The sequence below is a fragment of the Vibrio sp. YIC-376 genome (assembly GCF_052353105.1).
Taxonomy (GTDB): Bacteria; Pseudomonadota; Gammaproteobacteria; order Enterobacterales; family Vibrionaceae; genus Vibrio.
This window is the reverse complement of the sequence record NZ_JBBWFK010000011.1, coordinates 25,652-48,902: the sequence shown is the minus strand read 5'-3', so window position 1 is coordinate 48,902 and position 23,251 is coordinate 25,652. Positions and strand designations below refer to the sequence as shown.

General features: G+C 43.5%; 21 protein-coding genes and 1 riboswitch. Of the genes, 11 read left to right on the top strand and 10 right to left on the bottom strand.

The features are described from left to right. Nucleotides 1–37 precede the first annotated feature (37 nt). The gene (gene clpA / locus WJM94_RS18750) at nucleotides 38–2,308 is read left to right on the top strand and encodes an ATP-dependent Clp protease ATP-binding subunit ClpA (RefSeq protein WP_444495714.1); all 2,271 of its coding nucleotides are present in this window, start codon (nucleotides 38–40) and stop codon (nucleotides 2,306–2,308) included. 196 nt (nucleotides 2,309–2,504) lie between these two features. Here clpA and infA read toward each other — a convergent pair whose 3' ends face one another. The 3 genes from infA to aat all read right to left on the bottom strand — a co-directional run bounded on the left by infA (nucleotide 2,505) and on the right by aat (nucleotide 4,214). Beyond that, a complete protein-coding gene (infA, locus tag WJM94_RS18745) occupies nucleotides 2,505–2,723 on the bottom strand; it encodes a translation initiation factor IF-1 (protein WP_001040192.1) in 219 nt (72 codons plus the stop codon). An 82-nt stretch (nucleotides 2,724–2,805) separates the two neighbouring features. Next, nucleotides 2,806–3,507, bottom strand: a complete 702-nt coding sequence (locus WJM94_RS18740; RefSeq protein ID WP_444495713.1) for an arginyltransferase — start codon at nucleotides 3,505–3,507, stop codon at nucleotides 2,806–2,808. Further along, entirely contained in the window at nucleotides 3,504–4,214 is a 711-nt protein-coding gene (aat, locus tag WJM94_RS18735) for a leucyl/phenylalanyl-tRNA--protein transferase (RefSeq protein WP_444495712.1), read from the bottom strand. The genes WJM94_RS18740 and aat overlap by 4 nt, the downstream gene beginning before the upstream one ends. Nucleotides 4,215–4,254: 40 nt before the next feature. On the opposite strand from aat, the gene WJM94_RS18730 reads away from it, so the two are divergent. Together WJM94_RS18730 and aroA are read left to right on the top strand one after the other, a co-directional pair. Continuing rightward, complete coding sequence (locus WJM94_RS18730) at nucleotides 4,255–4,731, top strand: glycine zipper 2TM domain-containing protein (RefSeq protein ID WP_444495711.1); 477 nt, start codon at nucleotides 4,255–4,257, stop codon at nucleotides 4,729–4,731. A 161-nt stretch (nucleotides 4,732–4,892) separates the two neighbouring features. Beyond that, nucleotides 4,893–6,173 carry a 3-phosphoshikimate 1-carboxyvinyltransferase gene (gene aroA / locus WJM94_RS18725; protein ID WP_444495710.1) on the top strand — a complete coding sequence of 427 codons (1,281 nt, stop codon included), beginning with the start codon at nucleotides 4,893–4,895 and terminating at the stop codon, nucleotides 6,171–6,173. Nucleotides 6,174–6,239: 66 nt separating this feature from the next. Here the strand turns inward: aroA and WJM94_RS18720 are convergent, their stop codons facing one another. Beyond that, entirely contained in the window at nucleotides 6,240–6,488 is a 249-nt protein-coding gene (locus tag WJM94_RS18720) for a YciN family protein (RefSeq protein WP_444495798.1), read from the bottom strand. 461 nt (nucleotides 6,489–6,949) lie between these two features. Here WJM94_RS18720 and topA point away from each other — a divergent pair, with 461 nt between their 5' ends. The 4 genes from topA to WJM94_RS18700 all read left to right on the top strand — a co-directional run bounded on the left by topA (nucleotide 6,950) and on the right by WJM94_RS18700 (nucleotide 14,051). Next, complete coding sequence (topA, locus tag WJM94_RS18715) at nucleotides 6,950–9,583, top strand: type I DNA topoisomerase (RefSeq protein WP_444495709.1); 2,634 nt, start codon at nucleotides 6,950–6,952, stop codon at nucleotides 9,581–9,583. 859 nt (nucleotides 9,584–10,442) lie between these two features. Continuing rightward, the gene (glgC, locus tag WJM94_RS18710) at nucleotides 10,443–11,660 is read left to right on the top strand and encodes a glucose-1-phosphate adenylyltransferase (protein ID WP_444495708.1); all 1,218 of its coding nucleotides are present in this window, start codon (nucleotides 10,443–10,445) and stop codon (nucleotides 11,658–11,660) included. Continuing rightward, a complete protein-coding gene (glgA, locus tag WJM94_RS18705) occupies nucleotides 11,650–13,122 on the top strand; it encodes a glycogen synthase GlgA (RefSeq protein WP_444495797.1) in 1,473 nt (490 codons plus the stop codon). The genes glgC and glgA overlap by 11 nt, the downstream gene beginning before the upstream one ends. Before the next feature lie 125 nt (nucleotides 13,123–13,247). Continuing rightward, complete coding sequence (locus tag WJM94_RS18700) at nucleotides 13,248–14,051, top strand: alpha/beta fold hydrolase (protein WP_444495707.1); 804 nt, start codon at nucleotides 13,248–13,250, stop codon at nucleotides 14,049–14,051. A 41-nt stretch (nucleotides 14,052–14,092) separates the two neighbouring features. Here the strand turns inward: WJM94_RS18700 and WJM94_RS18695 are convergent, their stop codons facing one another. From WJM94_RS18695 to torD, 5 genes are all read right to left on the bottom strand, one after another. Continuing rightward, the gene (locus tag WJM94_RS18695) at nucleotides 14,093–14,416 is read right to left on the bottom strand and encodes a putative signal transducing protein (RefSeq protein WP_444495706.1); all 324 of its coding nucleotides are present in this window, start codon (nucleotides 14,414–14,416) and stop codon (nucleotides 14,093–14,095) included. Continuing rightward, entirely contained in the window at nucleotides 14,416–15,108 is a 693-nt protein-coding gene (locus WJM94_RS18690) for a TVP38/TMEM64 family protein (RefSeq protein WP_444495705.1), read from the bottom strand. The genes WJM94_RS18695 and WJM94_RS18690 overlap by 1 nt, the downstream gene beginning before the upstream one ends. A 181-nt stretch (nucleotides 15,109–15,289) precedes the next feature. After that, nucleotides 15,290–15,880 (bottom strand): TfoX/Sxy family DNA transformation protein, encoded by a 591-nt coding sequence (locus WJM94_RS18685; RefSeq protein ID WP_444495704.1) that lies wholly within the window; start codon nucleotides 15,878–15,880, stop codon nucleotides 15,290–15,292. 116 nt (nucleotides 15,881–15,996) lie between these two features. Then, nucleotides 15,997–16,086, bottom strand: a riboswitch (cyclic di-GMP riboswitch). Nucleotides 16,087–16,354: 268 nt separating this feature from the next. Next, complete coding sequence (gene purR, locus WJM94_RS18680; RefSeq protein ID WP_444495703.1) at nucleotides 16,355–17,359, bottom strand: HTH-type transcriptional repressor PurR; 1,005 nt, start codon at nucleotides 17,357–17,359, stop codon at nucleotides 16,355–16,357. A 434-nt stretch (nucleotides 17,360–17,793) separates the two neighbouring features. Then, entirely contained in the window at nucleotides 17,794–18,441 is a 648-nt protein-coding gene (torD, locus tag WJM94_RS18675; RefSeq protein ID WP_444495702.1) for a molecular chaperone TorD, read from the bottom strand. Between the two features lie 265 nt (nucleotides 18,442–18,706). On the opposite strand from torD, the gene torR reads away from it, so the two are divergent. Next, complete coding sequence (torR, locus tag WJM94_RS18670; protein WP_444495701.1) at nucleotides 18,707–19,420, top strand: two-component system response regulator TorR; 714 nt, start codon at nucleotides 18,707–18,709, stop codon at nucleotides 19,418–19,420. 92 nt (nucleotides 19,421–19,512) lie between these two features. On the opposite strand, the gene elyC is transcribed toward torR, so the two are convergent. Further along, a complete protein-coding gene (gene elyC / locus WJM94_RS18665; protein WP_444495700.1) occupies nucleotides 19,513–20,298 on the bottom strand; it encodes an envelope biogenesis factor ElyC in 786 nt (261 codons plus the stop codon). A gap of 114 nt (nucleotides 20,299–20,412) precedes the next feature. Between elyC and cmoM the strand changes: the two genes are divergently transcribed. The 3 genes from cmoM to mukE are packed head-to-tail and all read left to right on the top strand — an operon-like array spanning nucleotide 20,413 to nucleotide 23,250. Continuing rightward, complete coding sequence (cmoM, locus tag WJM94_RS18660) at nucleotides 20,413–21,204, top strand: tRNA uridine 5-oxyacetic acid(34) methyltransferase CmoM (RefSeq protein ID WP_444495699.1); 792 nt, start codon at nucleotides 20,413–20,415, stop codon at nucleotides 21,202–21,204. Nucleotides 21,205–21,206: 2 nt separating this feature from the next. Further along, complete coding sequence (mukF, locus tag WJM94_RS18655; protein ID WP_444495698.1) at nucleotides 21,207–22,544, top strand: chromosome partition protein MukF; 1,338 nt, start codon at nucleotides 21,207–21,209, stop codon at nucleotides 22,542–22,544. Next, nucleotides 22,525–23,250 (top strand): chromosome partition protein MukE, encoded by a 726-nt coding sequence (mukE, locus tag WJM94_RS18650; protein ID WP_444495697.1) that lies wholly within the window; start codon nucleotides 22,525–22,527, stop codon nucleotides 23,248–23,250. The genes mukF and mukE overlap by 20 nt, the downstream gene beginning before the upstream one ends. Nucleotide 23,251: the final 1 nt, after the last annotated feature.

Genomic DNA, 23,251 nt, shown 5'->3' with positions numbered 1-23,251 from the left:
GCTCGAACAACCCAAGTTGTCTTTTCGGGAGGTACTTATGCTAAACAAAGAACTAGAGTCAAGCCTTAACAGTGCATTTGCTCGTGCGCGAGACAAACGTCACGAGTTTATGACTGTCGAACACCTCCTACTCGCATTGTTGGAGAATGACGCAGCTAAGGAAGCACTTATCGCCTGCAAAGCAGATCTTGATGCTTTGCGTAACGAGCTCGATATTTTTATCGACCAAACTACGCCGCTCATTCCTGAAAGTGATGAGACGCGCGAAACCCAGCCAACTTTAAGTTTTCAACGAGTACTGCAACGAGCAGTGTTTCATGTTCAATCGTCCGGAAGAAATGAGGTAACGGGTGCTAACGTACTTGTTGCAATTTTTAGTGAGCAGGAATCTCACGCAGCATATCTTCTTAAGAAAAATGACATTTCACGTTTAGATATCGTTAATTTCATCTCACATGGTATTACTAAAGCCTCAGGCGCAAGCGAGGATTCTTCATCATCAGATTCTTTTAGCTCAGACAGTGTTGAGGATTCTAATTCCGACGAACGTTTAGAGAGTTTCGCAACAAACCTCAACCAAGTCGCGAAAGAAGGTAATATCGATCCGCTTATCGGTCGAGATAAAGAACTTGAGCGAACTATCCAGGTACTATGCCGTCGTCGCAAAAATAACCCGTTATTAGTGGGTGAAGCTGGGGTAGGTAAAACAGCAATTGCAGAGGGCCTTGCTTGGAGAATCGTTGAAGGCCAAGTTCCTGAAGTTATTGAAAATAGTGTGATTTACTCTCTTGATATCGGTTCGTTGCTTGCGGGTACCAAATACCGCGGTGACTTCGAGAAGCGTTTCAAAACCATTTTGAGACAACTTGAGAAAGAAAAAGATGCGATTCTTTTCATTGATGAAATTCATACCATCATCGGTGCTGGCGCTGCTTCTGGTGGTCAAGTCGATGCTGCGAATTTGATTAAACCTCTGTTGAGCAGTGGTAAACTCCGCTGTATAGGTTCGACTACGTACCAAGAGTACAGCAATATCTTTGAGAAAGAACGAGCGCTTTCTCGTCGCTTCCAGAAGATTGATGTTGTTGAGCCATCTCTTGATGATACAACCAAGATTCTGATGGGTCTGAAGCCCAAATATGAAGCGCACCACGAAGTTCGTTACACGAACAAAGCTCTGCGAGCGGCAGTTGAGTTGTCCGCCAAGTACATTAATGAACGCCACCTACCAGATAAAGCGATCGATGTTATTGATGAAGCGGGTGCGTGTAGTCGTCTAGCTCCTGCTAGTCGTCGTAAGAAGACAGTGGGCGTTGCCGAGATCGAAGCCATGGTCGCCAAAATGGCACGAATTCCAGAGAAATCAGTGTCCTCTTCAGATAAAGATATCCTGAAGAATCTGGACAAGAAAATGAAGATGCTGGTATTCGGTCAGAACAACGCAATAGATGCGCTGTCCGAAGCAATTAAACTCACGAGAGCGGGTTTAGGTGTAGATAACAAACCTGTTGGCTCTTTCTTGTTTGCAGGGCCTACTGGTGTCGGTAAAACCGAAGTTACTGTTCAGTTGTCTAAGCTACTTGGAATCGAGTTACTACGCTTTGATATGTCTGAATATGGTGAACGTCATTCGGTCAGCCGATTAATCGGTGCTCCTCCGGGTTATGTAGGTTATGACCAAGGTGGTTTGCTTACTGATGCCGTTATCAAACATCCACACTCTGTGGTTTTGTTGGATGAAATCGAAAAAGCGCACCCAGACATCTTTAACTTGTTATTACAAGTGATGGATAACGGGACGCTGACAGATAACAACGGCCGTAAAGCAGATTTTCGTAATGTGATATTAGTGATGACAACTAACGCTGGTGTTGCGGAAACGGAAAGAAAATCGATTGGTTTGATTCAGCAAGACAATAGCTTCGATGCTATGGCGGAGATTAAAAAAGTCTTTACGCCTGAGTTCCGAAACCGTCTTGATAATATTATTTGGTTTAATAGCCTTGATGAGACTGTTATCCATCAAGTCGTCGATAAATTTATCGTTGAACTACAAGTACAGTTAGATGCTCGTGGCGTTTCAATGGAAGTATCGCAAGATGCTCGCCATTGGTTAGCTATCAAGGGTTACGACAAGGCTATGGGTGCTCGTCCGATGAGCCGTGTAATCCAAGAACAGCTTAAGAAACCTTTGGCTAACGAACTATTGTTTGGTTCTTTAGTTGACGGTGGTACCGTGAAGGTCACACTTGTTAACGATGCGCTTGAGTTTGAATACTTAAGTGAAAAAGAAGCAGCGATGCACTAGTTTCAAGCTCACTGATACGACAAAAAGGATGCGATTATTCGCATCCTTTTTTGTTGAGCTACCAAAAGTTTATGGTTCAGTAACGATAACCAAGCGATAAACGGCGTGCTCTGAAAAGACAAATAGCAATATTTCGATCACAAATAAAAAACGGAGCAATGTGCTCCGCTTTTTATTTGCATTCGAAAATCAAAGATTAACGAGCACGGAAGACGATGCGGCCTTTAGATAGGTCGTATGGAGTCATCTCTACAGTTACTTTGTCACCCGTAAGGATACGGATGTAGTTCTTACGCATCTTGCCAGAGATATGAGCAGTCACAACGTGGCCGTTTTCAAGTTCAACACGGAACATAGTGTTTGGTAGAGTGTCAAGGACAGTGCCTTGCATCTCGATTACGTCTTCTTTAGCCATTTAATCCTCTTTAGAAATTAGGCAAATATTAGCGGGCGCTATTGTGCCGCTAAATAGTAATTATGTAAAGTTGGGGCGTATTCTACCCTTGCCAACGCTGATTTACTAGCCTTTGGTGGCGTTGAAAACGTGTTTTATAGTTCATTGCCGGACATTCATCAATCTGATAACCCAAGTATAGCCATTGTTGTTGGTTTTCTTGGCAATATTGGATTTGATACAGTACTGCCAATGTTCCGATGGACAATGGATAGTCTGGGTCGAAGAAAGTATAAAACGCACTGGAGCACTGTTTCATCACGTCAGTCACGCCAACCGCAATCAATTTTTCTGACTCATCATAGACATGTAAGAATAGGGTAGTGAGCCAGTTTGTCTGAGCAAAACGAGCAAACTCATCGCGTTTCGGAGGATACATTGTCCCGCTCTGATGCCTTTTAGAAATATACCTGCTGTATAGGTCAAACCATTCAAAGTCCATTTCAGGTTTCATTTCCCAGCGGAAATGCTGTGCTTTTTTGAGCAATCGTTTCTGACTTTTCGATGGGGCAAAATCGTTAATTGCGATACGTATTGGCTGGCACGAATTACAATGCTCGCAATGCGGTTTGTATATTGTATCTCCGCTGCGACGAAAGCCATTCGCCATCAGGATTTGATAGTTTTGTTCCGTATGTAATTCGTCATCAAGTGCCACGGCAACGCGCTCTTGCCGCTCTGGTAGATAACTACACGGGTGATTATTGGTTAAGCCAATACGAATGTGTTGTAGATCCGAGCTCATGATATTGAATTCCGCAAAATTTGTGGCTCAAAAGTGCCTAAAGCTGTTTGTTTTTCTCTTAAAGATAGTAGCTTTTGCATGAACTCGTCTCGATCAAGCTCAAATGCTCCGAGTGATGCTAAGTGTGGGTTCATCACCTGACAATCAATCAGTTGGCCTTCCTTTGCTTTCAAATGATTACATAAATACCACAAGGCAATCTTTGATGCGTTATCCTTTAAGCTAAACATAGATTCACCGCAAAAAAGTTGACCAATACTTAAACCGTATAAGCCGCCAATTAATTCACCGTCATCCCATACTTCTATTGAATGGCAATGACCGAGTTTAGAAAGCTTTACATATGCTGCTTGCATGTCTTCGTTTAACCAGGTTTCACTTGCAGGACGGGTTGATGAACAGAGTCTGATTACCAGTTCCGTCGCGTAGTTGAGGGTAACCTGGTAGTTATGTTTGCGTTGAAATTTTTTCAGGCTTTTTGAAGGCTTAAAAGTTTGAGGATCAAAGACAGCCCTTGGAGAAGGACTCCACCAGAGTATAGGTTCACCGGGGCCGTACCATGGAAAAATTCCCAGGTGATAACCTTTAAGTATTCTCATGGGAGCCAAGTCGCCACCAAAGGCCAGTAAACCATTAGGGTCGCGAAGCGCCTTATATGGGGATGGAAAAGTGAAGGTGTTATCAAGTTCAGTTAAATAGATTGCCATACAGAATTCATTACCTACATTTGAACCAGAGGAGATTGTGATGTCCCGAACACGAAATACAGTGAAAGCATGGCTTTGGATCATACTGCTTTTGCCATTATTCGCCAATGCAGCTTACGAAAGAAATGTTGCAAAGCCAGTTAATAAAGTGATTTATGGAACCGTCGATTCCGTTCGCTACATCACTCAACAGGAAGTTGTTCAGTCTAAAAGTAATGGTTGGAAAACGTTACTTGGCGCGACGATTGGAGGTTTAATCGGGAATCAATTTGGGGGTGGAACGGGAAGGGAGGTTGCAACGGCGGTCGGTGCATTAACAGGGGCGGCTGTCGCACAAAATCAAGCTAACTACCAATACACAGTAGAATCGAAGTTAGTTGAGCTCTTAATTAAGGTAGACAACGACAAACTTATCAATGTGATTCAAGACGTAGATAAGAACATGCTGTTTAGCCGTGGTGATGAGGTTCGAATCTTGTATTTTGATGATGGTGTACGTGTCGATATTGCCTATTGAAACCATGTTTTCTTACAAAATGGCCAGCTGATTAATTATTCATAAATTAGCGTAGATTTGCTCTGGTTTTGTATTGGTTTTTTCGTTAGTCTGAATCCACGAAGAATTGTTCAGCTCTCATCAAATCGTGAAATGAGAGCACAAAGGATTATCAACTTTCAATGGAAAGCCTAACGTTACAACCAATCAATAAAATCCAAGGGGAAGTAAACCTTCCTGGCTCAAAAAGTGTTTCTAACCGAGCGCTTTTGCTTGCGGCTTTAGCCAAAGGTACCACTCGCCTGACCAACCTTCTTGATAGTGACGATATTCGTCATATGCTTAATGCTCTTACCACGCTTGGTGTTCAGTATCAGTTGTCTGAAGACAAGACTGAGTGTGTTGTTGAAGGGCTTGGCCATCCGTTTTCTGTGTCTGAGCCTGTAGAGCTGTTTTTGGGCAACGCCGGAACGGCAATGCGTCCTCTAGCTGCTGCGCTTTGCCTGGGTGAGGGGGAATACGTATTGACTGGTGAGCCGCGCATGAAAGAGCGTCCAATCGGTCACCTTGTCACCGCGTTACAGCAAGCTGGTGCCAACATCGAGTATCTGGAAAACGAAAACTACCCACCATTAAAAATTGTGGGCACTGGCCTAAAATCGGGTACGGTGTCGATTGATGGTTCCATTTCAAGTCAATTTTTAACCGCTTTCTTGATGTCTGCTCCACTTGCTGAAGGTGAAGTGCGTATTAAGATCGAAGGTGAATTGGTATCCAAGCCATACATTGATATTACTCTTCATATAATGAAGCAGTTTGGTGTAAATGTCGTAAACAATGACTACCAAGAATTTGTCATTCCTGCTGGTCAGCATTACGTTGCGCCTGGTGATTTCCTGGTAGAAGGGGACGCTTCTTCAGCTTCTTACTTCCTTGCTGCTGCTGCAATTAAAGGTGGCGAAGTTAAAGTAACAGGGATTGGTAAAAATAGTATTCAGGGCGATATTCGATTTGCTGATGCGTTAGAGAAAATGGGCGCAGAAATTGAGTGGGGCGAAGATTACGTAATTGCACGTGCGGGTAAGCTAAAAGGGATTGATATGGATTACAACCATATCCCTGACGCAGCAATGACGATTGCTACCACCGCTTTATTTGCTGAAGGCACGACAGCCATTCGCAATGTTTACAACTGGCGCGTAAAAGAAACTGATCGCTTGTCTGCGATGGCAACTGAACTTCGTAAAGTCGGCGCAGAAGTCGAAGAGGGTGAGGATTACATCATCGTTAAGCCGGTTCCTCACCTAAAACATGCGGCGATTGATACTTATGATGATCATCGAATGGCGATGTGTTTTTCATTGGTTGCCTTGAGCGATACACCTGTGACAATTAATGACCCTAAGTGTACATCGAAGACATTCCCAGATTACTTCGACAAGCTTAAGTCACTGAGTTGTTAACTGTTTTTCGAATAATAAAAAAACCAGAGCGGCATGCTCTGGTTTTTTTATTTCACAACGTATTGGCTATTTGTTTAGCGTAAATTCTTTTGAAAGGTGATGTGCCAGATATTTAAACATGTTGAAAACGGCCGTTGTGTTCATTGTTGGCATCCCTTTTTCATCAAGAAAATACTCGCCTTTAAATACTAGAACGTCGTCTTTTTCTTCTACGCTTGTAGCGCGCATACCCTCAATGTAATCATCGTGTTCCTGGATGATTTGGTTAGCGATTAAAAGAAGGTCGAACTCTTCAATAAACTTTCTATCAGACATAACGTTCCCGTCATTCATTACAAATTTAGTACTAAGAAGTATACCTACATTCAACATGGTCTTACAGACCAAATCCACTATGGTTTTCAATGGCAAGCTTGGTTTTGTAGGCTGAAGGTAGAGATTACTTGGCGAATGCGCTTTCGTCATGAGAGCAACCTAAGGTTACGCTCTGTATATAAAAAATATTTTGTGATGGATAACAAAATTTCCTGAATTCGATTAGCAGTAGTAAAGTTTGCCTGCTTAGATATGCCGCTCAAGACCTTTCAGAGACCTGTCTTTTTGAAGTATAAAGACGATGAATTGTCAACCAATCGGATCTGAATTTCAAAAAAGCAGTTGATCTTCTTTTCATCTCGCACAATAGTAAAAAAAGAAGCAATGAAATAGAACATTATGCGGGTGGGCCTCAAGTAGGGGTTGTACCCGCATTATTATGAAGGACGTTAGAGTCAGTTATGGGTAAATCACTCGTTATAGTGGAGTCACCAGCCAAGGCAAAGACAATAAATAAGTACCTTGGAAAAGACTTTGTTGTGAAGTCTAGTGTTGGTCATGTGCGTGATCTGCCTACGGCTGGTCAAAGCACTGGTGAGAAAGCTGCTGCCATTTCTACAAAAGGGATGAGTGCTGAAGAAAAAGCACAAATCAAAAAAGAGAAAGATCGCAAAGCGCTGATCAAAAAAATGGGGATTAACCCATATCATGACTGGGAAGCGAACTATCAGATTCTTCCTGGCAAAGAAAAAGTTGTCAGTGAACTACAAAAATTAGCTAAAGACGCTGATTATGTTTATCTCGCAACCGATTTGGACCGCGAGGGGGAAGCAATCGCATGGCACCTTCGTGAGATCATCGGCGGCGATGAAGAGCGATATAAACGAGTAGTCTTTAACGAAATTACCAAAAATGCTATTCAGCAAGCTTTCCAGACTCCTGGTGAGCTGAATATGGATGGTGTAAACGCGCAACAAGCACGTCGATTCATGGACCGCGTGGTTGGTTTCATGGTTTCTCCACTGCTATGGAAGAAAGTCGCACGTGGTTTGTCTGCAGGTCGTGTTCAGTCGGTAGCGGTTAAGTTACTGGTAGAACGTGAACGTGAAATCAATGCCTTTGTACCGGAAGAGTTTTGGGATATTCACGCGAATACTAAGACCAAAGACAAGTCTGATTTCAAACTGCTAGTTGCACAGAAAGACGGTGTTGCGTTTAAGCCGGTCAATGAGACAGAAGCGAAAGCGGCAGTTTCTGTGCTGGAAAATGCAAGCTACGAAGTGTGTAAACGCGAAGACCGTCCGACGAAAAGTAAACCGTCAGCGCCTTTCATTACGTCAACACTGCAGCAGGCGGCGAGTACGCGTCTAGGCTATGGCGTTAAGAAAACCATGATGCTAGCGCAGCGTTTGTATGAAGCAGGTTACATCACTTACATGCGTACTGACTCGACTAACTTGAGTACAGAAGCGGTTGATGCCGTTCGCGACTACATCGGTTCTGAATTTGGTGACAAGTACCTACCTTCGAAACCATTGACGTACGGCAGTAAAGAAGGCGCGCAAGAAGCTCACGAGGCGATTCGTCCTTCAGATGTGTCTGTGAAGGCAGAAGATCTACAAGGTGTTGATGCTGACGCTCACAAACTTTATTCGTTGATCTGGAATCAGTTCGTTGCGTGTCAAATGACGCCAGCAGAGTATGATTCTACGACCATCAGCGTTAAGGCGGCTGAATACACGCTTAAAGCGAAAGGTCGTATTCTTAAGTTTGACGGCTGGACTCGCGTACAACGTCCAATGGGCAAAAACGAAGACACGATTCTTCCTGCAGTTCAACTTGGTGACAAACTCGATCTTGAATCTCTTGATCCAAAGCAACACTTTACCAAGCCGCCAGCACGTTTCACGGAAGCAGCATTGGTTAAAGAGCTGGAGAAGCGTGGTATTGGTCGTCCGTCTACGTACGCATCCATCATTTCTACGATTCAAGATCGTGGTTACGTAAAGGTTGATCAGCGTCGCTTCTACGCCGAAAAAATGGGCGAAATCGTTACAGACCGTTTAGATGACAGTTTCAACGATTTGATGAACTACGACTTTACTGCTCGCATGGAACAGAAACTGGACCAAATCGCAGAAGGTGAAGTGAACTGGAAATCGGTACTAGATAACTTCTTCGCTGACTTCACCGGCGATCTGGAAAAAGCGGATCTTGATGAGTCAGAAGGTGGTATGAAACTGAACCACATCGTGATGACCGACATCGCGTGTCCGACTTGTGGTCGACCAATGGGGATCCGCACGGCATCTACCGGCGTGTTCCTGGGATGTTCTGGCTACGCGCTTCCACCGAAAGAGCGTTGCAAAACTACGATTAACCTGGGTGATGAAGAGGGCATCATCAATGTCTTAGAAGAAGACGTTGAAACCGCAGCTCTTCGTGCCAAGAAGCGTTGTCCGATTTGCGAAACGGCCATGGATGCTTACCTTATTGACGATAAGCGCAAGATGCATGTTTGTGGTAATAACCCGAACTGTGAAGGCTACATCGTTGAATACGGCGAGTTTAAAGTTAAAGGCTACGATGGCCCGGTTGTTGAGTGTGACAAGTGTGGTTCTGACATGGTGCTTAAGAATGGCCGCTTCGGTAAATACATGGACTGTACGAGTGAAAGTTGTAAAAACACCCGTAAGATTCTTAAAAATGGTGAAGTGGCTCCACCAAAAGAAGAACCGGTACACTTCCCTGAGTTACCTTGTGAAAACTCGGATGCTTATTTTGTACTGCGTGACGGAGCGTCTGGTCTGTTTATGGCCGCGAGTAACTTCCCGAAATCTCGTGAAACCCGAGCACCGCTTGTTGCTGAGTTAGCCCGTTTCGTAGAGCGTTTGCCAGAGAAGTTCAAGTACCTAACAACCGCACCACAGGAAGACCCTGATGGTCGTCCGGCAGTGGTACGTTTCAGCCGTAAAACGAAAGAGAACTACGTTCGCACGGAAGATGACGGCAAGCCTAGCGGTTGGACAGCACTGTATGTCGATGGTAAATGGGAAGTCACCGACAAACGCAAAAAAGCGAAAGCAGAAAGCTAATTTGTAATGGGTATTAGGGCAGCGTATTCGCTGCCCTATTTTTTTATTCAGTTTCGCCCCTGTACCACTTTCACTTCAAATTTTCGGTAACTTAATTTCGGTTTTTTTGAATCTCATTTCTTTAAGTGTCCCGATTTCATTTTATAGTCACATGTATGTCGTAGTCTTAAACGCTGCGCGATTCCATCTTTAGACAAGCAGTCTATCTCGCTGAGCAAGTTTAGAGACGGCATACAGAGCTAAATAAATTAGACGCTATTGTGTAGTTATTCAGTTCGTAAATTGTTTTCAGAATGTAATCCATTACTTGGCCTTGTGTGATCTATATACCGTATTGGGTAACTGGTACCTGTCTTGTACACAGAATGGCGTATTTAAAATTGTAATTAAGATTCTGGTTAGATAATTTACTACATGATAAATGCAACCATATGCATTTTTTAGCGGCGAAAATTAAGAACGATTTTAGGGTGTGTTGATCTGTCATTCAATTAACTGATAAGCCGATCACGATTTAGAATCATCAACTATGTATGGCTCAAAGGAAGCTCGCTGAGTACATATACTGAAAATGTGTTCACTACTTTGATAGTAGGGTAAGTCAGAGAGTACAAGGTTTTCCCTTCACCGAAAAAAGCCTTTGCCTGTATTACCCACGTCAGAAACACGTTGACTGCGAATTACAAAAGTAAGCACACCCTAGATGTTGGGCATAGAGAGAAATGCCATATCTATTATATCCGCACGACAAACGCTCAAAGAAGCTGGTTGCGGATTAAAATGATGTCCACTTGATACCCCAGGTTACATTCAATCAGGTGGACATCCATTCCAAGCTATAACGACATGGAGAACAACAATGGCTGGTGTTTTGGGAATGATTCTTGCTGGCGGTGAAGGCTCTCGTTTGAGACCTTTAACTGAATCACGTAGTAAACCTGCGGTACCGTTTGGCGGTAGCTACCGACTGATTGACTTTGCGCTGAACAACTTCGTGAATGCGGATTTGATGCGCATTTATGTGCTCACTCAATTTAAATCTCAATCTCTGTTTTACCACTTAAAAAAAGGTTGGAATATTAGTGGGATTACGGATCGCTTCATTGATCCAATCCCGGCGCAAATGCGCACTGGTAAGCGCTGGTATGAAGGTACAGCGGATGCCATTTATCAAAATCTACGTTTTATGGAATTATCTGAACCAGACCAGGTATGTATATTCGGTTCTGATCACATTTACAAAATGGACATAAAACAGATGCTGAACTTCCATACGGAGAAGGGCGCCTCTCTTACGGTTTCTGCTTTGCGTATGCCGTTGAGTGAAGCATCTCAGTTTGGTGTTATTGAGGTCGACAGTGAAGGTCGCATGATCGGATTCGAGGAGAAGCCGGCCAACCCAAAATCGATACCAGGAGAACCTGACTTCGCGCTGGTGTCTATGGGGAACTATGTATTTGAAGCCCAGATTCTGTTTTCTGAGCTGATAGAAGATGCGGATAATGAAGACTCTTCTCATGATTTCGGCAAAGATATTATCCCTAAAATGTTCCCTCGCGGAGATGTGTTTGTTTATGACTTCAGCACAAACCACATTACTGGTGAGAAAGAAGAAGTTTATTGGCGTGATGTCGGTACAATTGACTCGTACTGGCAAGCCCATATGGACTTATTAGCAAAAGATGCTCCGTTCTCGCTATATAACCGTAAATGGCCGCTACATACCTATTACCCACCGTTGCCACCTGCAACGTTCACAGATTCCGACAACGGGCGAGTGCAGATTATCAATAGCTTGGTGTGCAGTGGCAGCTATGTTCGAGGCTCTAGAATAGAAAAATCTGTGCTTGGTTTCAGAAGTAATATTGCATCTGCTTGCGATATCAGCGAATGTGTACTCCTTGGTGACGTTAAAATCGGTGAAGGCTGTGTTTTACGTCGAGTAATCGTGGACAAAAACGCTGATATTGCACCTGGCACACAGATTGGGGTGAATCTTCAAGAGGATAAGAAGTTATTCCATGTGTCAGATGACGGTATTGTCGTCATTCCTAAAGGAGCAAGAGTTGGCTACTAACAACTTATCTATTCTGTTTGTAGCGTCTGAAGTCGAAGGATTGATCAAAAGTGGTGGCTTGGCAGACGTTGCCAAGGCACTGCCTGAAGCTCTTCACAAACTTCAGCAAGATGTACGAATTACCATTCCAGCTTACAATGGTATTAAAAATTTGGCTGATGCTGAGGTCATGTTAGAGACGCAACTAACATCGTGGCCGCATACAGAATATCGAGTATTGAGGCTTTTTCTGGGTGATGTGCCGGTTTATTTGATAGATTGCCAGCCATATTTTAACCGTCCATCTATGTATGCGGAAAATAATCAAGCCTATCCAGACAACGGAGAGCGTTTTGCTTTCTTTAGTGCTGCGTGCTTGGATATGTTACCAAAACTGGATTTTAGGCCAGATATCGTGCATGCCAACGACTGGCATACGGGGCTCGTTCCGTTTTTGTTGAAACACCGATATGGTTCAGATCCGTATTTCGTGAATACACACAGTGTGATTTCTATCCATAACGCAGTATTCAAAGGCGTATTCAGCTATGACGATGTGCAATGCCTCCCAGAGTTCCAGAGCCGAAGGGTTCATGACGCAGCAGTAAGTGAAACTCACATCTCAATGTTGAAAGCCGGTGTGATGAATGCAGATAAAATAAACGCCGTTAGCCCTACCTATGCTGAAGAGTTGAAAACAGAGTTAGGTAGTCACGGGATGTCTTGGGAGTTCCAACAGCGAGCGCACGACTTAGTCGGTATTCTCAATGGTTGTGATTACTCGGCGTGGCATCCTGACACAGATACTTATCTGCCTGCAAACTACCAAGCAAATTATGACAGCATGGTGGAAGGAAAAGCAGCTTGTAAAAAAGCACTGCAACAACGGTTAAATCTAGCAGAATCAGATTGTGCGATGTTTGGTATGGTTTGTCGCCTTACTATGCAAAAAGGGCTTCACTATTTGCTGCCTGCATTGGCGGATTTCCTTAAACATGACGTGCAATTGGTGTTGGTCGGCACGGGGGATCCTTCTCTGGCGGCTCAGGTGCATGACGTTGCTGCTGAGTTTCCTAACAAGTTTGTATTTGTCGAAGCCTATGATAATGAGCTTGCTCATTTAGTTGAAGCTGGGTCAGATTTCTTTTTGATGCCTTCTGAATTTGAGCCGTGTGGTTTAAATCAAATTTATAGCATGGCTTATGGTACCTTACCTATCGTACGAGGTGTGGGTGGCCTGAAAGACAGTGTGAATGACTATGATGCCGACCCATCTAATGCTACGGGGTTTGTGTTCTATGAACCAACACCTCAAGCACTGCTGTTAGCCATGCTAAGGGCTCTACTGCTTTATGTTCAAGAAAATGCCGAGTTGAAGCGAGTGCAGTTACATGCGATGCAACAAGACTTCTGCTGGCGAAAGGCAGCTGAAGAATATTTGCAGCTTTACCACTCAGCGTTAAAGCTTTTTATTCCGCATTGATGCCATATAAGCTAACCTAAAAATGTAACAAAAGGCACCAGTTCAGGTGCCTTAGTTATCTAGAGTGGGCGGAGTGTGGTAGGATTGTCTCCCTCAATTGATAAACTTGTTTTTTACTTTGGTATATGACTCAGCCACTACTTTTCCATAAAACCTATTTGCACCCTACCAGTAATGAGTGGGTCGTTTTCGTGCATGGTGCTGGTGGCAGCTCTTCGATTTGGTTTAAGCAAATTAAAGCTTATAAGCAGCACTTTAATTTGTTGTTGATTGATTTAAGAGGGCACGGTAAATCAAACCAGTTGTTAAAAGAGCTGATGACGAGTCGTTATACGTTTACTGAAGTCACACAAGACATTTTAAAAGTATTGGATCATCTGAAAATTCAATCGGCTCACTTTGTCGGGATGTCGTTAGGCACGATCATCGTCCGAAATATTGCAGAGTTGGCATCGGAGCGGGTTAATTCAATGGTATTGGGTGGGGCGGTGACTCGTCTCAACACTCGCTCACAAATACTGGTAAAGCTGGGTAACTTTGGCAAACATATCTTGCCGTACATGTGGTTGTATAAACTGTTCGCCTATATCGTGATGCCACAGCGTAATCAGCGTGAGTCTCGTCACTTGTTTATTCGAGAAGCTAAAAAGCTTTGTCAAAAGGAATTTAAGCGCTGGTTTATTTTGGCGGCAGATGTAAACCCGTTGATGAAGTACTTTAAAGACCGGGAATTAGATATTCCAACGCTCTACCTGATGGGGGACAGGGATTATATGTTCATCCAGCCAGTTAAAGAGATGGTAGCGGCACATAAACTTAGTGTATTGCATGAAATCCCAAACTGCGGTCACGTTTGTAATGTCGAGCGTCCGGAAGACTTCAATCAGCATTCGATTGAGTTCATCAAGCAACAAAGTTTAGTGGTGTAATTTATAAGGTTCTAGGACCTAGGACCTAACCCCTTAATTACTTAGGACCTTTCGTCTATTCGATACCCACATTGCCAGCAAGCGCCAAATTGCCCCTCATTCATCTCTGAACATTCAGGACACTGCCAATCTTGGTAAGTATTTGGCTGAGCCTGTGTTTGGTAAGCCGCAACAATAGCCATTGCTTTGATTTGTTGCTCTGAGTCGAATAGCCAGACATACGGGTCAGTATCATCACTAAATGGCAGTTCTCCTTTTAGACCGAAAATGCCTTCTCCCCTAACTTCGCAATGTATTTGCTCCATTTTAAGTAGCTCACAAACGATATGCGCTTCAGCAGGGTTGTTCGCGATAAATATTTTCATCAAGAACTTCCATTATGTTGAGTGTCTGTGGGTCTTACTTTCTTCATCACCCATTTGGCAATGATAGGAAACAGACCCAGCAAAGCAAATGAAGCTAAAACACTAGGAGAGACGATATCTGATACACTTTCAATGTTTGCCAATTGTGTACCTGCATTGAGATAAACGGCTGTCCCAGGGAGCATACCAATTTGGCTAGTGAGATAAAAACGGCCAACGGTCATCGGAGTTAATCCCATCAATAAATTGATCAGGAAAAAAGGAAAGACGGGAATCAAACGTAATGAGAGCAGATAGGACGAGCCATCTTTTTCGACACCTTCGTTGATCGCAGTGAGCTTTTTTCCGAACTTGGTTTGTACCCAGTCTCTTAATAGGTATCGGCTACTCAGGAAAGCAAGGGTAGCTCCGATTGTACTGGCAAAAGAGACCAAAACTAAGCTTGTCCAAAAACCGAATAGGGCAGCACCTAATAGAGTAACGACTGCTGCACCGGGAATAGAGAACGCTGCGACAGCGATGTAAGCGAAGAAATAGAGGGTCGTTGCAATAATAAAATTTTGTTCGATATAGGCATTCAGTGCCTCTTGTTGAGCTTTAGCGTTCTCCAACGTTAGGTGCTGGCTAAAATTAACGGCTAATAGAGTTACCGTTAAGAGCAGTATTAACCCAAAAATTAGCTTTTTGTTCATGTGCGCACTCCAGTTGGGCTACCCCTAGTTAAAAGTCTTAACAGATGTTCAGGAAAATGTGGTTTTTAATTTGTAGTTAATGGTTGTTGTTCAGACTAATAGACAGGCTATGACCTAAAAATATTTCAAAAAAAAACCGCAGGCTAGGCTTGCGGTTTTTAGAATAATATTTGAATACTTGTTAAGAAAGCGCGTTTTTCAGTTCTTCTCTTCGAGATTGAGGTACGACGCTCCAGTGAGTGCCGTTAATTGCGCCCTCTAAGGCCCAAAGAAGCTCAATACTTACCTTAGCTGAGTGGGAATCACGTATCGCTTTATAAGCGCTTAGTGCTCCTTCCTCTTCTAGCTGTTCTACTGATTCAATACCAGCTTTTTTTAGCATTCGTTCAGTAGCCAGCCTTAGGTTAGGCAAATCTTTCAATCTGTTAGGTTTACTACTGGCTTGTTGCTTTTTTTCTAATTTGGCTTGTGCTAACGACTGCTTTGCTACTTCTATCAAACGCTCGTTTGATTCCCATAAATCGTTGGAAATCGCGTAGTATTTAGTAACGACCGGAAACCCTCGCTTTTTATAAACGTAGGGTTTGAGTCCTTGCGTCTCGAAATTAGATGAAGTTTGTTGGTCTGCTCGTATATGAAGTTGATCATTCACAACTAGTGCAAACATCGTCTCATCAGCGAAAAGTCCAAAGCCACCAAACATTGAGCGCGACTTGATTGTACCAAGTGCCTCAAATAGCTTCATAGAATCTTTGAGTATCGGTTTATCCATGATGTGTTATCTCGGTGTAATTAACATTACGCCACCAAAAGTCAGGTCCGAGAGAATAGCAAATACATGCAGAAACAATGTCATTATAGGGTAAACTCATCATATGCATATTTGCCATCGGTAACCCCGCTACCTTCCATTTAATCAAATGGTTCAGGCCGGAAGCTTTGCGTCCCACCCTTTCGGATGGTTTGCCCTGTGCGTGACATGTCGAGAATACTTCGTCTCTTGAATTAACATCACATTTTAGCTAATAAAGTGTGATATTGGTTCAGGAAAATTCATTAAAATTATGCGTCGTGATGCATTTGTGAGGCAAGGGTTTTTTAATGAAAGGTATGGTTGTAAGAAAAGTATTACGCACAAATAAAACAGCAACTTACCTAATATTTAACTTTTTGATCGCTGATGATATTGAGTATAAGGCTTATGTTGAGACGAAAAATAAGCGCTCCGGAGAGCGCTTAATGTCAATTAATTGAGTTTCTTCACTGTATTTCGAACGACCAGTTCTGGCTGCATTTCAAAAATGCGTTTTTCGTGTTCTTTGTCTTTAATTCGTTCCAGTAGAATTTCGAATGCATTTTTACCGACACGACGTTTCGGTTGGTGAATCGTCGTGAGTGGTGGAGAAAAGTATTCGGCCAACTCGATATTGTCGTAACCAATCACGGAAACATCGTCGGGGATCTTAATGCCATTTTGTTGTAATCGGCTCATTAAGCCCAATGCCATTGTGTCATTGAAACAGAATACTGCTGTTGGACGTTGTTCCATTGCTGTAATTTTGTCTGCAACGAGAACAGCCGTATCGCACTCAAAGTTACCTTCAAGAATCCAATCTTCGTTTACAGGTATGTTCGCTTCTGCCATTGCACGGCGGAAGCCCATAATACGTTCTTGGCACGCTAGCTTTTCAAAGTGACCACTTAAGCAGGCAATATCAGTATGACCGTTGTCAATCAGATACTTGGTTGCGATATAGCCACCTTCTTCTGAGTTATCCATGATTTTGTCTGCTTGAGAGCTTTCTGGACCCCAATCCATGACTACTTTTGGAATGTCAGCGTGACGGTCAAGCATCTCTTTTAGCTCTTCCGTTAGGTCTGAACACATAACCAGGATGCCATCAACACGCTTTTCAGCCAGCATGCGAATGTAATCTCTTTGCTTTTCGTAGATACCGCCGGTATTACATAAAATAAGAGTGTAACCTTGACGATAACAGTAGCTTTCAACACCATCGATGACTTCTGAGAAGAATAGGTTAGTAGATTGAGTTACCAACATACCGATGGTACGAGTTGAGTTACATTTCAAACTACGAGCAACTGCACTCGGCGCGTAATTAAGCTCATCAACAGCTTTCATTACTTTTTCTTGAGTTGCTTCTGCAACAAAACGTGTTTTGTTGATAACGTGCGAGACTGTAGTAGTAGAAACGCCGGCTAATCGAGCAACGTCTTTTATAGTGGCCATAAATGGTGTCCTGTATCGAGCTACTAATATACCGTGGAGTATAAAACCTTTTGCTGAATGCTTTTTGTAAACTTAGCGCAACTAAAACGTTGATGCTGAGTATGATTAGCAGTGATAGCTCCGAAATCGGTAGAAGGTTTGTAGCAATACGGTTGAGTTGTCCTACCTTTTTCGACTGCACGAAGAAGAGATCGTCAACCTATTAAGAAAACACAAAAACCGCTTTATTTCAGCGGTTTACATAAAAATCATATTTAATCGTTTGCGTTCACATTTTAGCCCTATGTAGACTGGCTGGCAATAATTTCAGCAGCAGTTTTGTGTCTTTGAAGTCACATTTTGATTGCAAAAAAAAGCAAGCGATTGGAACTAGATTAGGGGCAAACGAATAAAAATGGGGAGCCTAAAAACAGGCTCCCAATAATTGGCGGCAATTATTCACCAAGAAGGTAAGTACTGTCCAGTTTACAAAATGCAATTAATAGTTGCGCGACGTTCGCGTAGAAGCCGAAATCATCCAGCTGCTTACATTTCGCTGCGAATTGTGGCAGCCACGATAAGAGTTGATGCACAATGAAGTCATTTTGTTTTGAGAAAGCTTCTTCCATATGCTTTTCCTGTTCAAACTCGTTGGAACGGATGATCATGTTTCCTAAAAAATCGAGTTCTACTGCTAAGTGATCGGCAGGTTCGTTGAGTTTGTCGTCCACTTGTACACCGAACTCAGCCATCAACTTCTCCATTTCCTCCGCTGGCTTATCATTAAGCAAACCGGTTTCACCAATGTACATAGAAGCGTAAGGCAGAGCGCCATACTTTTCTGTTTTTAAGAACAGTTCACAAAAGTCAGCAGCGAGTTCGAGCTGAGCGTCTTCACGATCTTGCAAGCGGTTCAGTGCATCTACCAGGGCATCAACGGAAGGTTTTAGCGATTCATTTTCACCTAAGCCAGCTAAAAAGCTACGAATTTCAACACTGTGGTAAGCTTCCAGTTCTTTGTCTGTCAGTTCTTTGGCGAACAAGCTAGAAAACCACCAGTAAATTTCGGCGCGTTTTTCATTAAAAGCTTTCACTTCTTGCATTTTAGGCTCCTGAATGATGCTTTATGTATAGCATCATAAAATCAATAACGGATGTCCTTTAAGTGTAATCAATTAAAATGAACAGCAATAACTACAACTATTATGTTTTATGGCCAAATGTGTCTGTTTATTAACAGTGTTCAGCAAGCTTGTTTTGAATCAACAAAAGCGTGAAATCTTGCTTTTTAATGTGCCAGTGACTAGAAATGTTAATAGTTATGAATAGAATACATCTCGGATAATAAAATGACAGAAAGTGGCGTAAATGAGCTATCACGTATTAGTCGTAGAAGATGATGTTGTAACGCGTAGTAAGCTTGCGGGATATTTCCAAAACGAAGGTTACACAGTGAGTGAAGCAGAGAGTGGCGCAGAAATGCGTGAAGTGCTGCAAGCTGGTGATGTTGACCTTATCATGCTGGATATTAACTTGCCGGGTGAAGATGGCCTGATGCTTACACGTGAATTACGTAGCCAATCGGATATTGGCATCATATTAGTCACAGGACGCACGGATAGCATCGACAAAATTGTTGGCCTGGAAATGGGGGCGGACGATTATGTCACGAAACCTTTTGAGCTCAGAGAGTTATTGGTTCGCGTTAAAAACCTGCTGTGGCGTATTTCAACCGCGCGCAATGGTTCGAGTAAATCGACAAGCGAGACGAATCAACAACACATTGTTCGTTTTGGTGAGTGGACATTTGATATTCAACGTCGCGCCCTAAGCCGCAATGGTGAGCCAGTCAAACTAACCAAAGCTGAGTATGAACTCTTGGTTGCGTTGTCCTCTTACCCGAATCAGGTCCTAAGTCGTGAACGTATTTTGAATATGATTAGTCATCGAGTGGATGCGCCTAACGACCGTACCATTGATGTCTTGATTCGACGTATGCGCGCCAAGATGGAGTTTGATCCCAAGAACCCACAAATTTTTGTCACGGTTCACGGTGAAGGCTACATGTTTGCTGGTGATTAAAACCCAAAAAACAGACTCAAGAAAAAGGAGAGCAGTTGCTCTCCTTTTTTGTTCCGTTAAATTACCTTAAGTAATGCACTCTGCGCATTTAGTTATTGAGGCTCTACCATTGGTGTCTCGCCAACCGTGTCTCTCAGGCGTTGCCAGATACTGCCAAGATACTCATGCCAGAAGAGCTCGGTTTGCTCTAAGTAACGAGCCTTTGGTGAGTATTTTTCCCAAGCTTGATTCACTTCTTCAATCGCCAGGAAGTTTGTAGGGGCTGGGATCGGTCTAATACCTGCTGCATTAAATTCATACAGTGCGCGGCTCATATGGCTGGCAGAGGTAACCAAAACGATTTCCTTTTGCTGGACAAACGCCGCAGCCTGACGTGCCTCTTCCCAGGTATCTTTCGCATCTTCCAATAAAATAATGTCGGATTTCGCAACACCAAGCGCCAGAGCAACGTTCGCCATCATACGCGCATGACTGATTTCGGAACCACCGTCATAGCCAGATAAAATCAACTTTGCGCCAGGGTACATTCGTAAGATACGAATACCTTCGCTTAGACGCATCAGTGCGGCACGACTTAACTGAGAAGTCGGTGGAATTTCGTCATCGATAACGTGGCCATTTCCCAATACCATGACGTAATCGATTGTGCCAGAAACTGGCAGAAATGCTTTGTGCTCACGCTCTAATGGCATAAGAAGCTTGGTTGAAACGGGTTGGAAGGCAACAAGGAAAATGCCAACTAGAGAGAATAATACAACGAAGCAGCCAGTTTTACGTTTAGTGGTAAAACTAATGAGAGCAAGGCCCAAGAAGCCTATCAGCAACAGTGCTGGTAGGGGCATCAGCAAGGCTGACATTACTTTTTTCAGCTCAAACATACACAAATAGTCCGAAAAAACATCAATTGATAATAAAAATGAGGGTACCCCTCTTTATTCCTGCTTTCCTTGTGCCAGAATAGCGGCACAATCCGTTATGATAACTCAGCAGAAGTGACAGAAGACCGCAATTTCGACGATATCGCCCACAAATTTGCAAAAAATATATACGGCTCCGATAAAGGAGAGATCCGCCAAATCATTGTGTGGGAAGATTTTCTACAGATTCTAAGTGAATTAGACGCTGAGCAGCAACCCCTTGAAGTATTGGATGCGGGTGGTGGTTTAGCACAAATGTCTCAAAAGCTTGCTAAGCTCGGACATCGTGTAGCTTTATGTGATCTATCTTCGGAAATGCTGCAACTAGCCAAACAGGATATTGAAAATAATGGTTTGCTTGAGCAGTATCGCCTGATTCATTCACCTGTACAGTCCATTGGCGAGCACATGGAAAGACAGGTGGATCTTGTTATGTTTCATGCCGTGATGGAGTGGCTGGTCGATCCTAAGATCGCACTCGAAACGGTATTGGAACAAGTTAAACCGGGGGGTATTGCATCAGTGATGTTCTACAACCACCATGGTTTAGTCTATAAAAACGTGGTGTGTGGCAACATTCCTCATATTTTGGACGGCATGCCTCACCGAAAAAGATTTAAACTACAGCCGCAAAAAGGATTGAAGCCAGAAGAAGTCTATCAATGGATAGAAGATGCTGGTTTCAGTATTTGTGGAAAGTCTGGTATTCGCTCATTCAGTGATTACATCGGGAATGTGCAAAATATGGGTGATTATCAGTTTGAAGATGTGTTGGCGCTAGAAAAACAACTTTGTAGACAAGAGCCATACCTCTCATTAGGCCGCTATATTCACGTGTGGGCCAAAAAGAAAGAACAACAGGAATAACAATGAGTGAGATGACTCTCAATGCTGCAGAACAACCTATTGATGAATTGGTTGGCTGGGTAAAGCAGCAAGATTTCTCGTTGAACCTGACCACAGAGCGACTGGCGTTTTTGATTGCCATCGCGGTATTAAGTAATGAAAGGTTTGACGATGAATTGGGTGAAGGTGAATTGCACGATGCATTCACTATCGTCACTCGATTTTTTGATGAGACGGGCGAAGCCTCTGCTTTTCGTGCAAACAATGCTATTAACGAGATGGTTAAGCAGCGTCTTATCAGCCGTTTTGTCAGCGAAGTGACCGACGGCGCGAGTATCTATCGTTTGTCTCCTTTAGCGATAGGCATTACTGATTATTACGTACGTCACCGTGAGTTTTCTAAGCTGCGCCTTTCTATTCAGCTATCGATGGTTGCTGACGAAATGGCAAAAGCGATTGAAGCGGCACAAAAAGGTGGCACGCCGGGTCACTGGAAGAAAAACGTGTATGGGGTACTTAAGTATTCTGTCGGCGAAATCTTCGACCAGATTGACCTTAACCAACGTGTTATGGATGAGCAGCAGCAATCTGTGAAACAGCAAATTGCCGATCTGCTCAACAAGGACTGGCGTGAAGCGATTAATAACTGTGAAGCGTTATTGTCCGAAACGTCCAGTACGTTGCGTGAACTTCAAGATACACTGCAAGCGGCCAGTGATGAGCTGCAAACTCAGATCTTAGACATTCAGGAGATTGTCTATGGCGATCCTGAGCTTGAGTTTATTGAAGAAGCACTGTTTGGTCTGCAAATGAAGCTGGACCGAATCACGAGCTGGGGCCAGCAAGCGATCGACCTCTGGATTGGCTACGACCGACACGTACACAAGTTTATCCGTACCGCTATCGATATGGATAAGAACCGTGCGTTCAGTTCTCGTTTGCGTCAATCCATCAAAGATTACTTTGATATGCCTTGGTATCTGACTTATGCAGATGCTGAGCGATTATCCGACCTTCGTGATGAAGCCTTGGTACTACGTGATGACGAAGTAACCGGCCAAGTTCCGATGGAAGTGGAATACGAAGAGTTTCAACAAGTCAATGATGAGTTATCAGAACGTATTGGTGAGATGCTAAAGGCTCATAAAGAGCAGGGCACACCAATCGACTTGAGCGTGGTGCTGAGAGATTACCTAGCACAACATCCATTTACTCATCACTTTGATTTGGCTCGAATTATTGTTGATCAGGCTGTACGTCTTGGCTATTCAGAATCGGATTATCAAGCGATTCAACCAGACTGGAAATCAATCAACGAATTTGGGGCAAAGGTACAAGCGAATGTCATCGACCGATACTAATGAATACATGCCAGATAAACTGGCAAAAGCAATTTCTAACCCTCTGTTCCCAGCGCTAGACAGCATGCTTCGAGCAGGGCGTCATATCTCAAGTGAAGATCTAGACAACCACGCATTGCTGTGTGATTTCGAAGTTGAGTTGTCTTCTTTCTATCAGCGTTACAACACCGAACTGGTGAAAGCGCCTGAAGGTTTCTTCTACCTTCGTCCACGTTCCACTTCTCTGATTGGCCGTAGTGTCCTGTCTGAGCTGGACATGCTGGTGGGTAAGGTATTGTGTTTCCTATACCTCAGTCCGGAACGCCTGGCGCATGAAGGCATCTTCACCAATCAGGAACTTTACGACGAGATGCTTGCACTCGCGGATGAGAAGAAGCTGATGAAGCTGGTGACCAACCGGGCAACAGGCTCAGATCTAGATAAAGAGAAGTTATTCGAAAAAGTTCGTACCTCGCTGCGCCGTCTGCGCCGCCTTGGCATGATCATCAATATTGGTGAAACCGGTAAATTTAGTATCAGTGAAGCCGTATTTCGTTTCGGTGCTGACGTCCGTGTTGGTGATGATATGCGTGAAGCGCAGTTGCGTCTGATCCGTGATGGTGAAGCTGTGGTTCATACCAAAGAGCCAAGTCAGGGTAGCCTGCTGTCTGAAGAAGACCAAGAAGATCAAACTGAAGAAGAAATGACAGAAGAGGGCGAAGCATGAG

Excerpts from the sequence above, each read along its gene's own strand:
- clpA (WP_444495714.1), top strand. The coding sequence starts at position 38 with ATGCTAAACAAAGAACTAGAGTCAAGCCTTAACAGTGCATTTGCTCGT.
- glgC (WP_444495708.1), top strand. The coding sequence starts at position 10,443 with ATGGCTGGTGTTTTGGGAATGATTCTTGCTGGCGGTGAAGGCTCTCGT.
- mukF (WP_444495698.1), top strand. The coding sequence starts at position 21,207 with ATGAGTGAGATGACTCTCAATGCTGCAGAACAACCTATTGATGAATTG.
- WJM94_RS18740 (WP_444495713.1), bottom strand. The coding sequence starts at position 3,507 with ATGAGCTCGGATCTACAACACATTCGTATTGGCTTAACCAATAATCAC.
- purR (WP_444495703.1), bottom strand. The coding sequence starts at position 17,359 with ATGGCCACTATAAAAGACGTTGCTCGATTAGCCGGCGTTTCTACTACT.
- infA (WP_001040192.1), bottom strand. The coding sequence starts at position 2,723 with ATGGCTAAAGAAGACGTAATCGAGATGCAAGGCACTGTCCTTGACACT.
- WJM94_RS18695 (WP_444495706.1), bottom strand. The coding sequence starts at position 14,416 with ATGAAAATATTTATCGCGAACAACCCTGCTGAAGCGCATATCGTTTGT.
- elyC (WP_444495700.1), bottom strand. The coding sequence starts at position 20,298 with ATGTTTGAGCTGAAAAAAGTAATGTCAGCCTTGCTGATGCCCCTACCA.
- torR (WP_444495701.1), top strand. The coding sequence starts at position 18,707 with ATGAGCTATCACGTATTAGTCGTAGAAGATGATGTTGTAACGCGTAGT.
- WJM94_RS18730 (WP_444495711.1), top strand. The coding sequence starts at position 4,255 with ATGTCCCGAACACGAAATACAGTGAAAGCATGGCTTTGGATCATACTG.
- WJM94_RS18690 (WP_444495705.1), bottom strand. The coding sequence starts at position 15,108 with ATGAACAAAAAGCTAATTTTTGGGTTAATACTGCTCTTAACGGTAACT.
- WJM94_RS18700 (WP_444495707.1), top strand. The coding sequence starts at position 13,248 with ATGACTCAGCCACTACTTTTCCATAAAACCTATTTGCACCCTACCAGT.
- aroA (WP_444495710.1), top strand. The coding sequence starts at position 4,893 with ATGGAAAGCCTAACGTTACAACCAATCAATAAAATCCAAGGGGAAGTA.
- WJM94_RS18685 (WP_444495704.1), bottom strand. The coding sequence starts at position 15,880 with ATGGATAAACCGATACTCAAAGATTCTATGAAGCTATTTGAGGCACTT.
- torD (WP_444495702.1), bottom strand. The coding sequence starts at position 18,441 with ATGCAAGAAGTGAAAGCTTTTAATGAAAAACGCGCCGAAATTTACTGG.
- mukE (WP_444495697.1), top strand. The coding sequence starts at position 22,525 with ATGTCATCGACCGATACTAATGAATACATGCCAGATAAACTGGCAAAA.
- topA (WP_444495709.1), top strand. The coding sequence starts at position 6,950 with ATGGGTAAATCACTCGTTATAGTGGAGTCACCAGCCAAGGCAAAGACA.
- aat (WP_444495712.1), bottom strand. The coding sequence starts at position 4,214 with ATGGCAATCTATTTAACTGAACTTGATAACACCTTCACTTTTCCATCC.
- WJM94_RS18720 (WP_444495798.1), bottom strand. The coding sequence starts at position 6,488 with ATGTCTGATAGAAAGTTTATTGAAGAGTTCGACCTTCTTTTAATCGCT.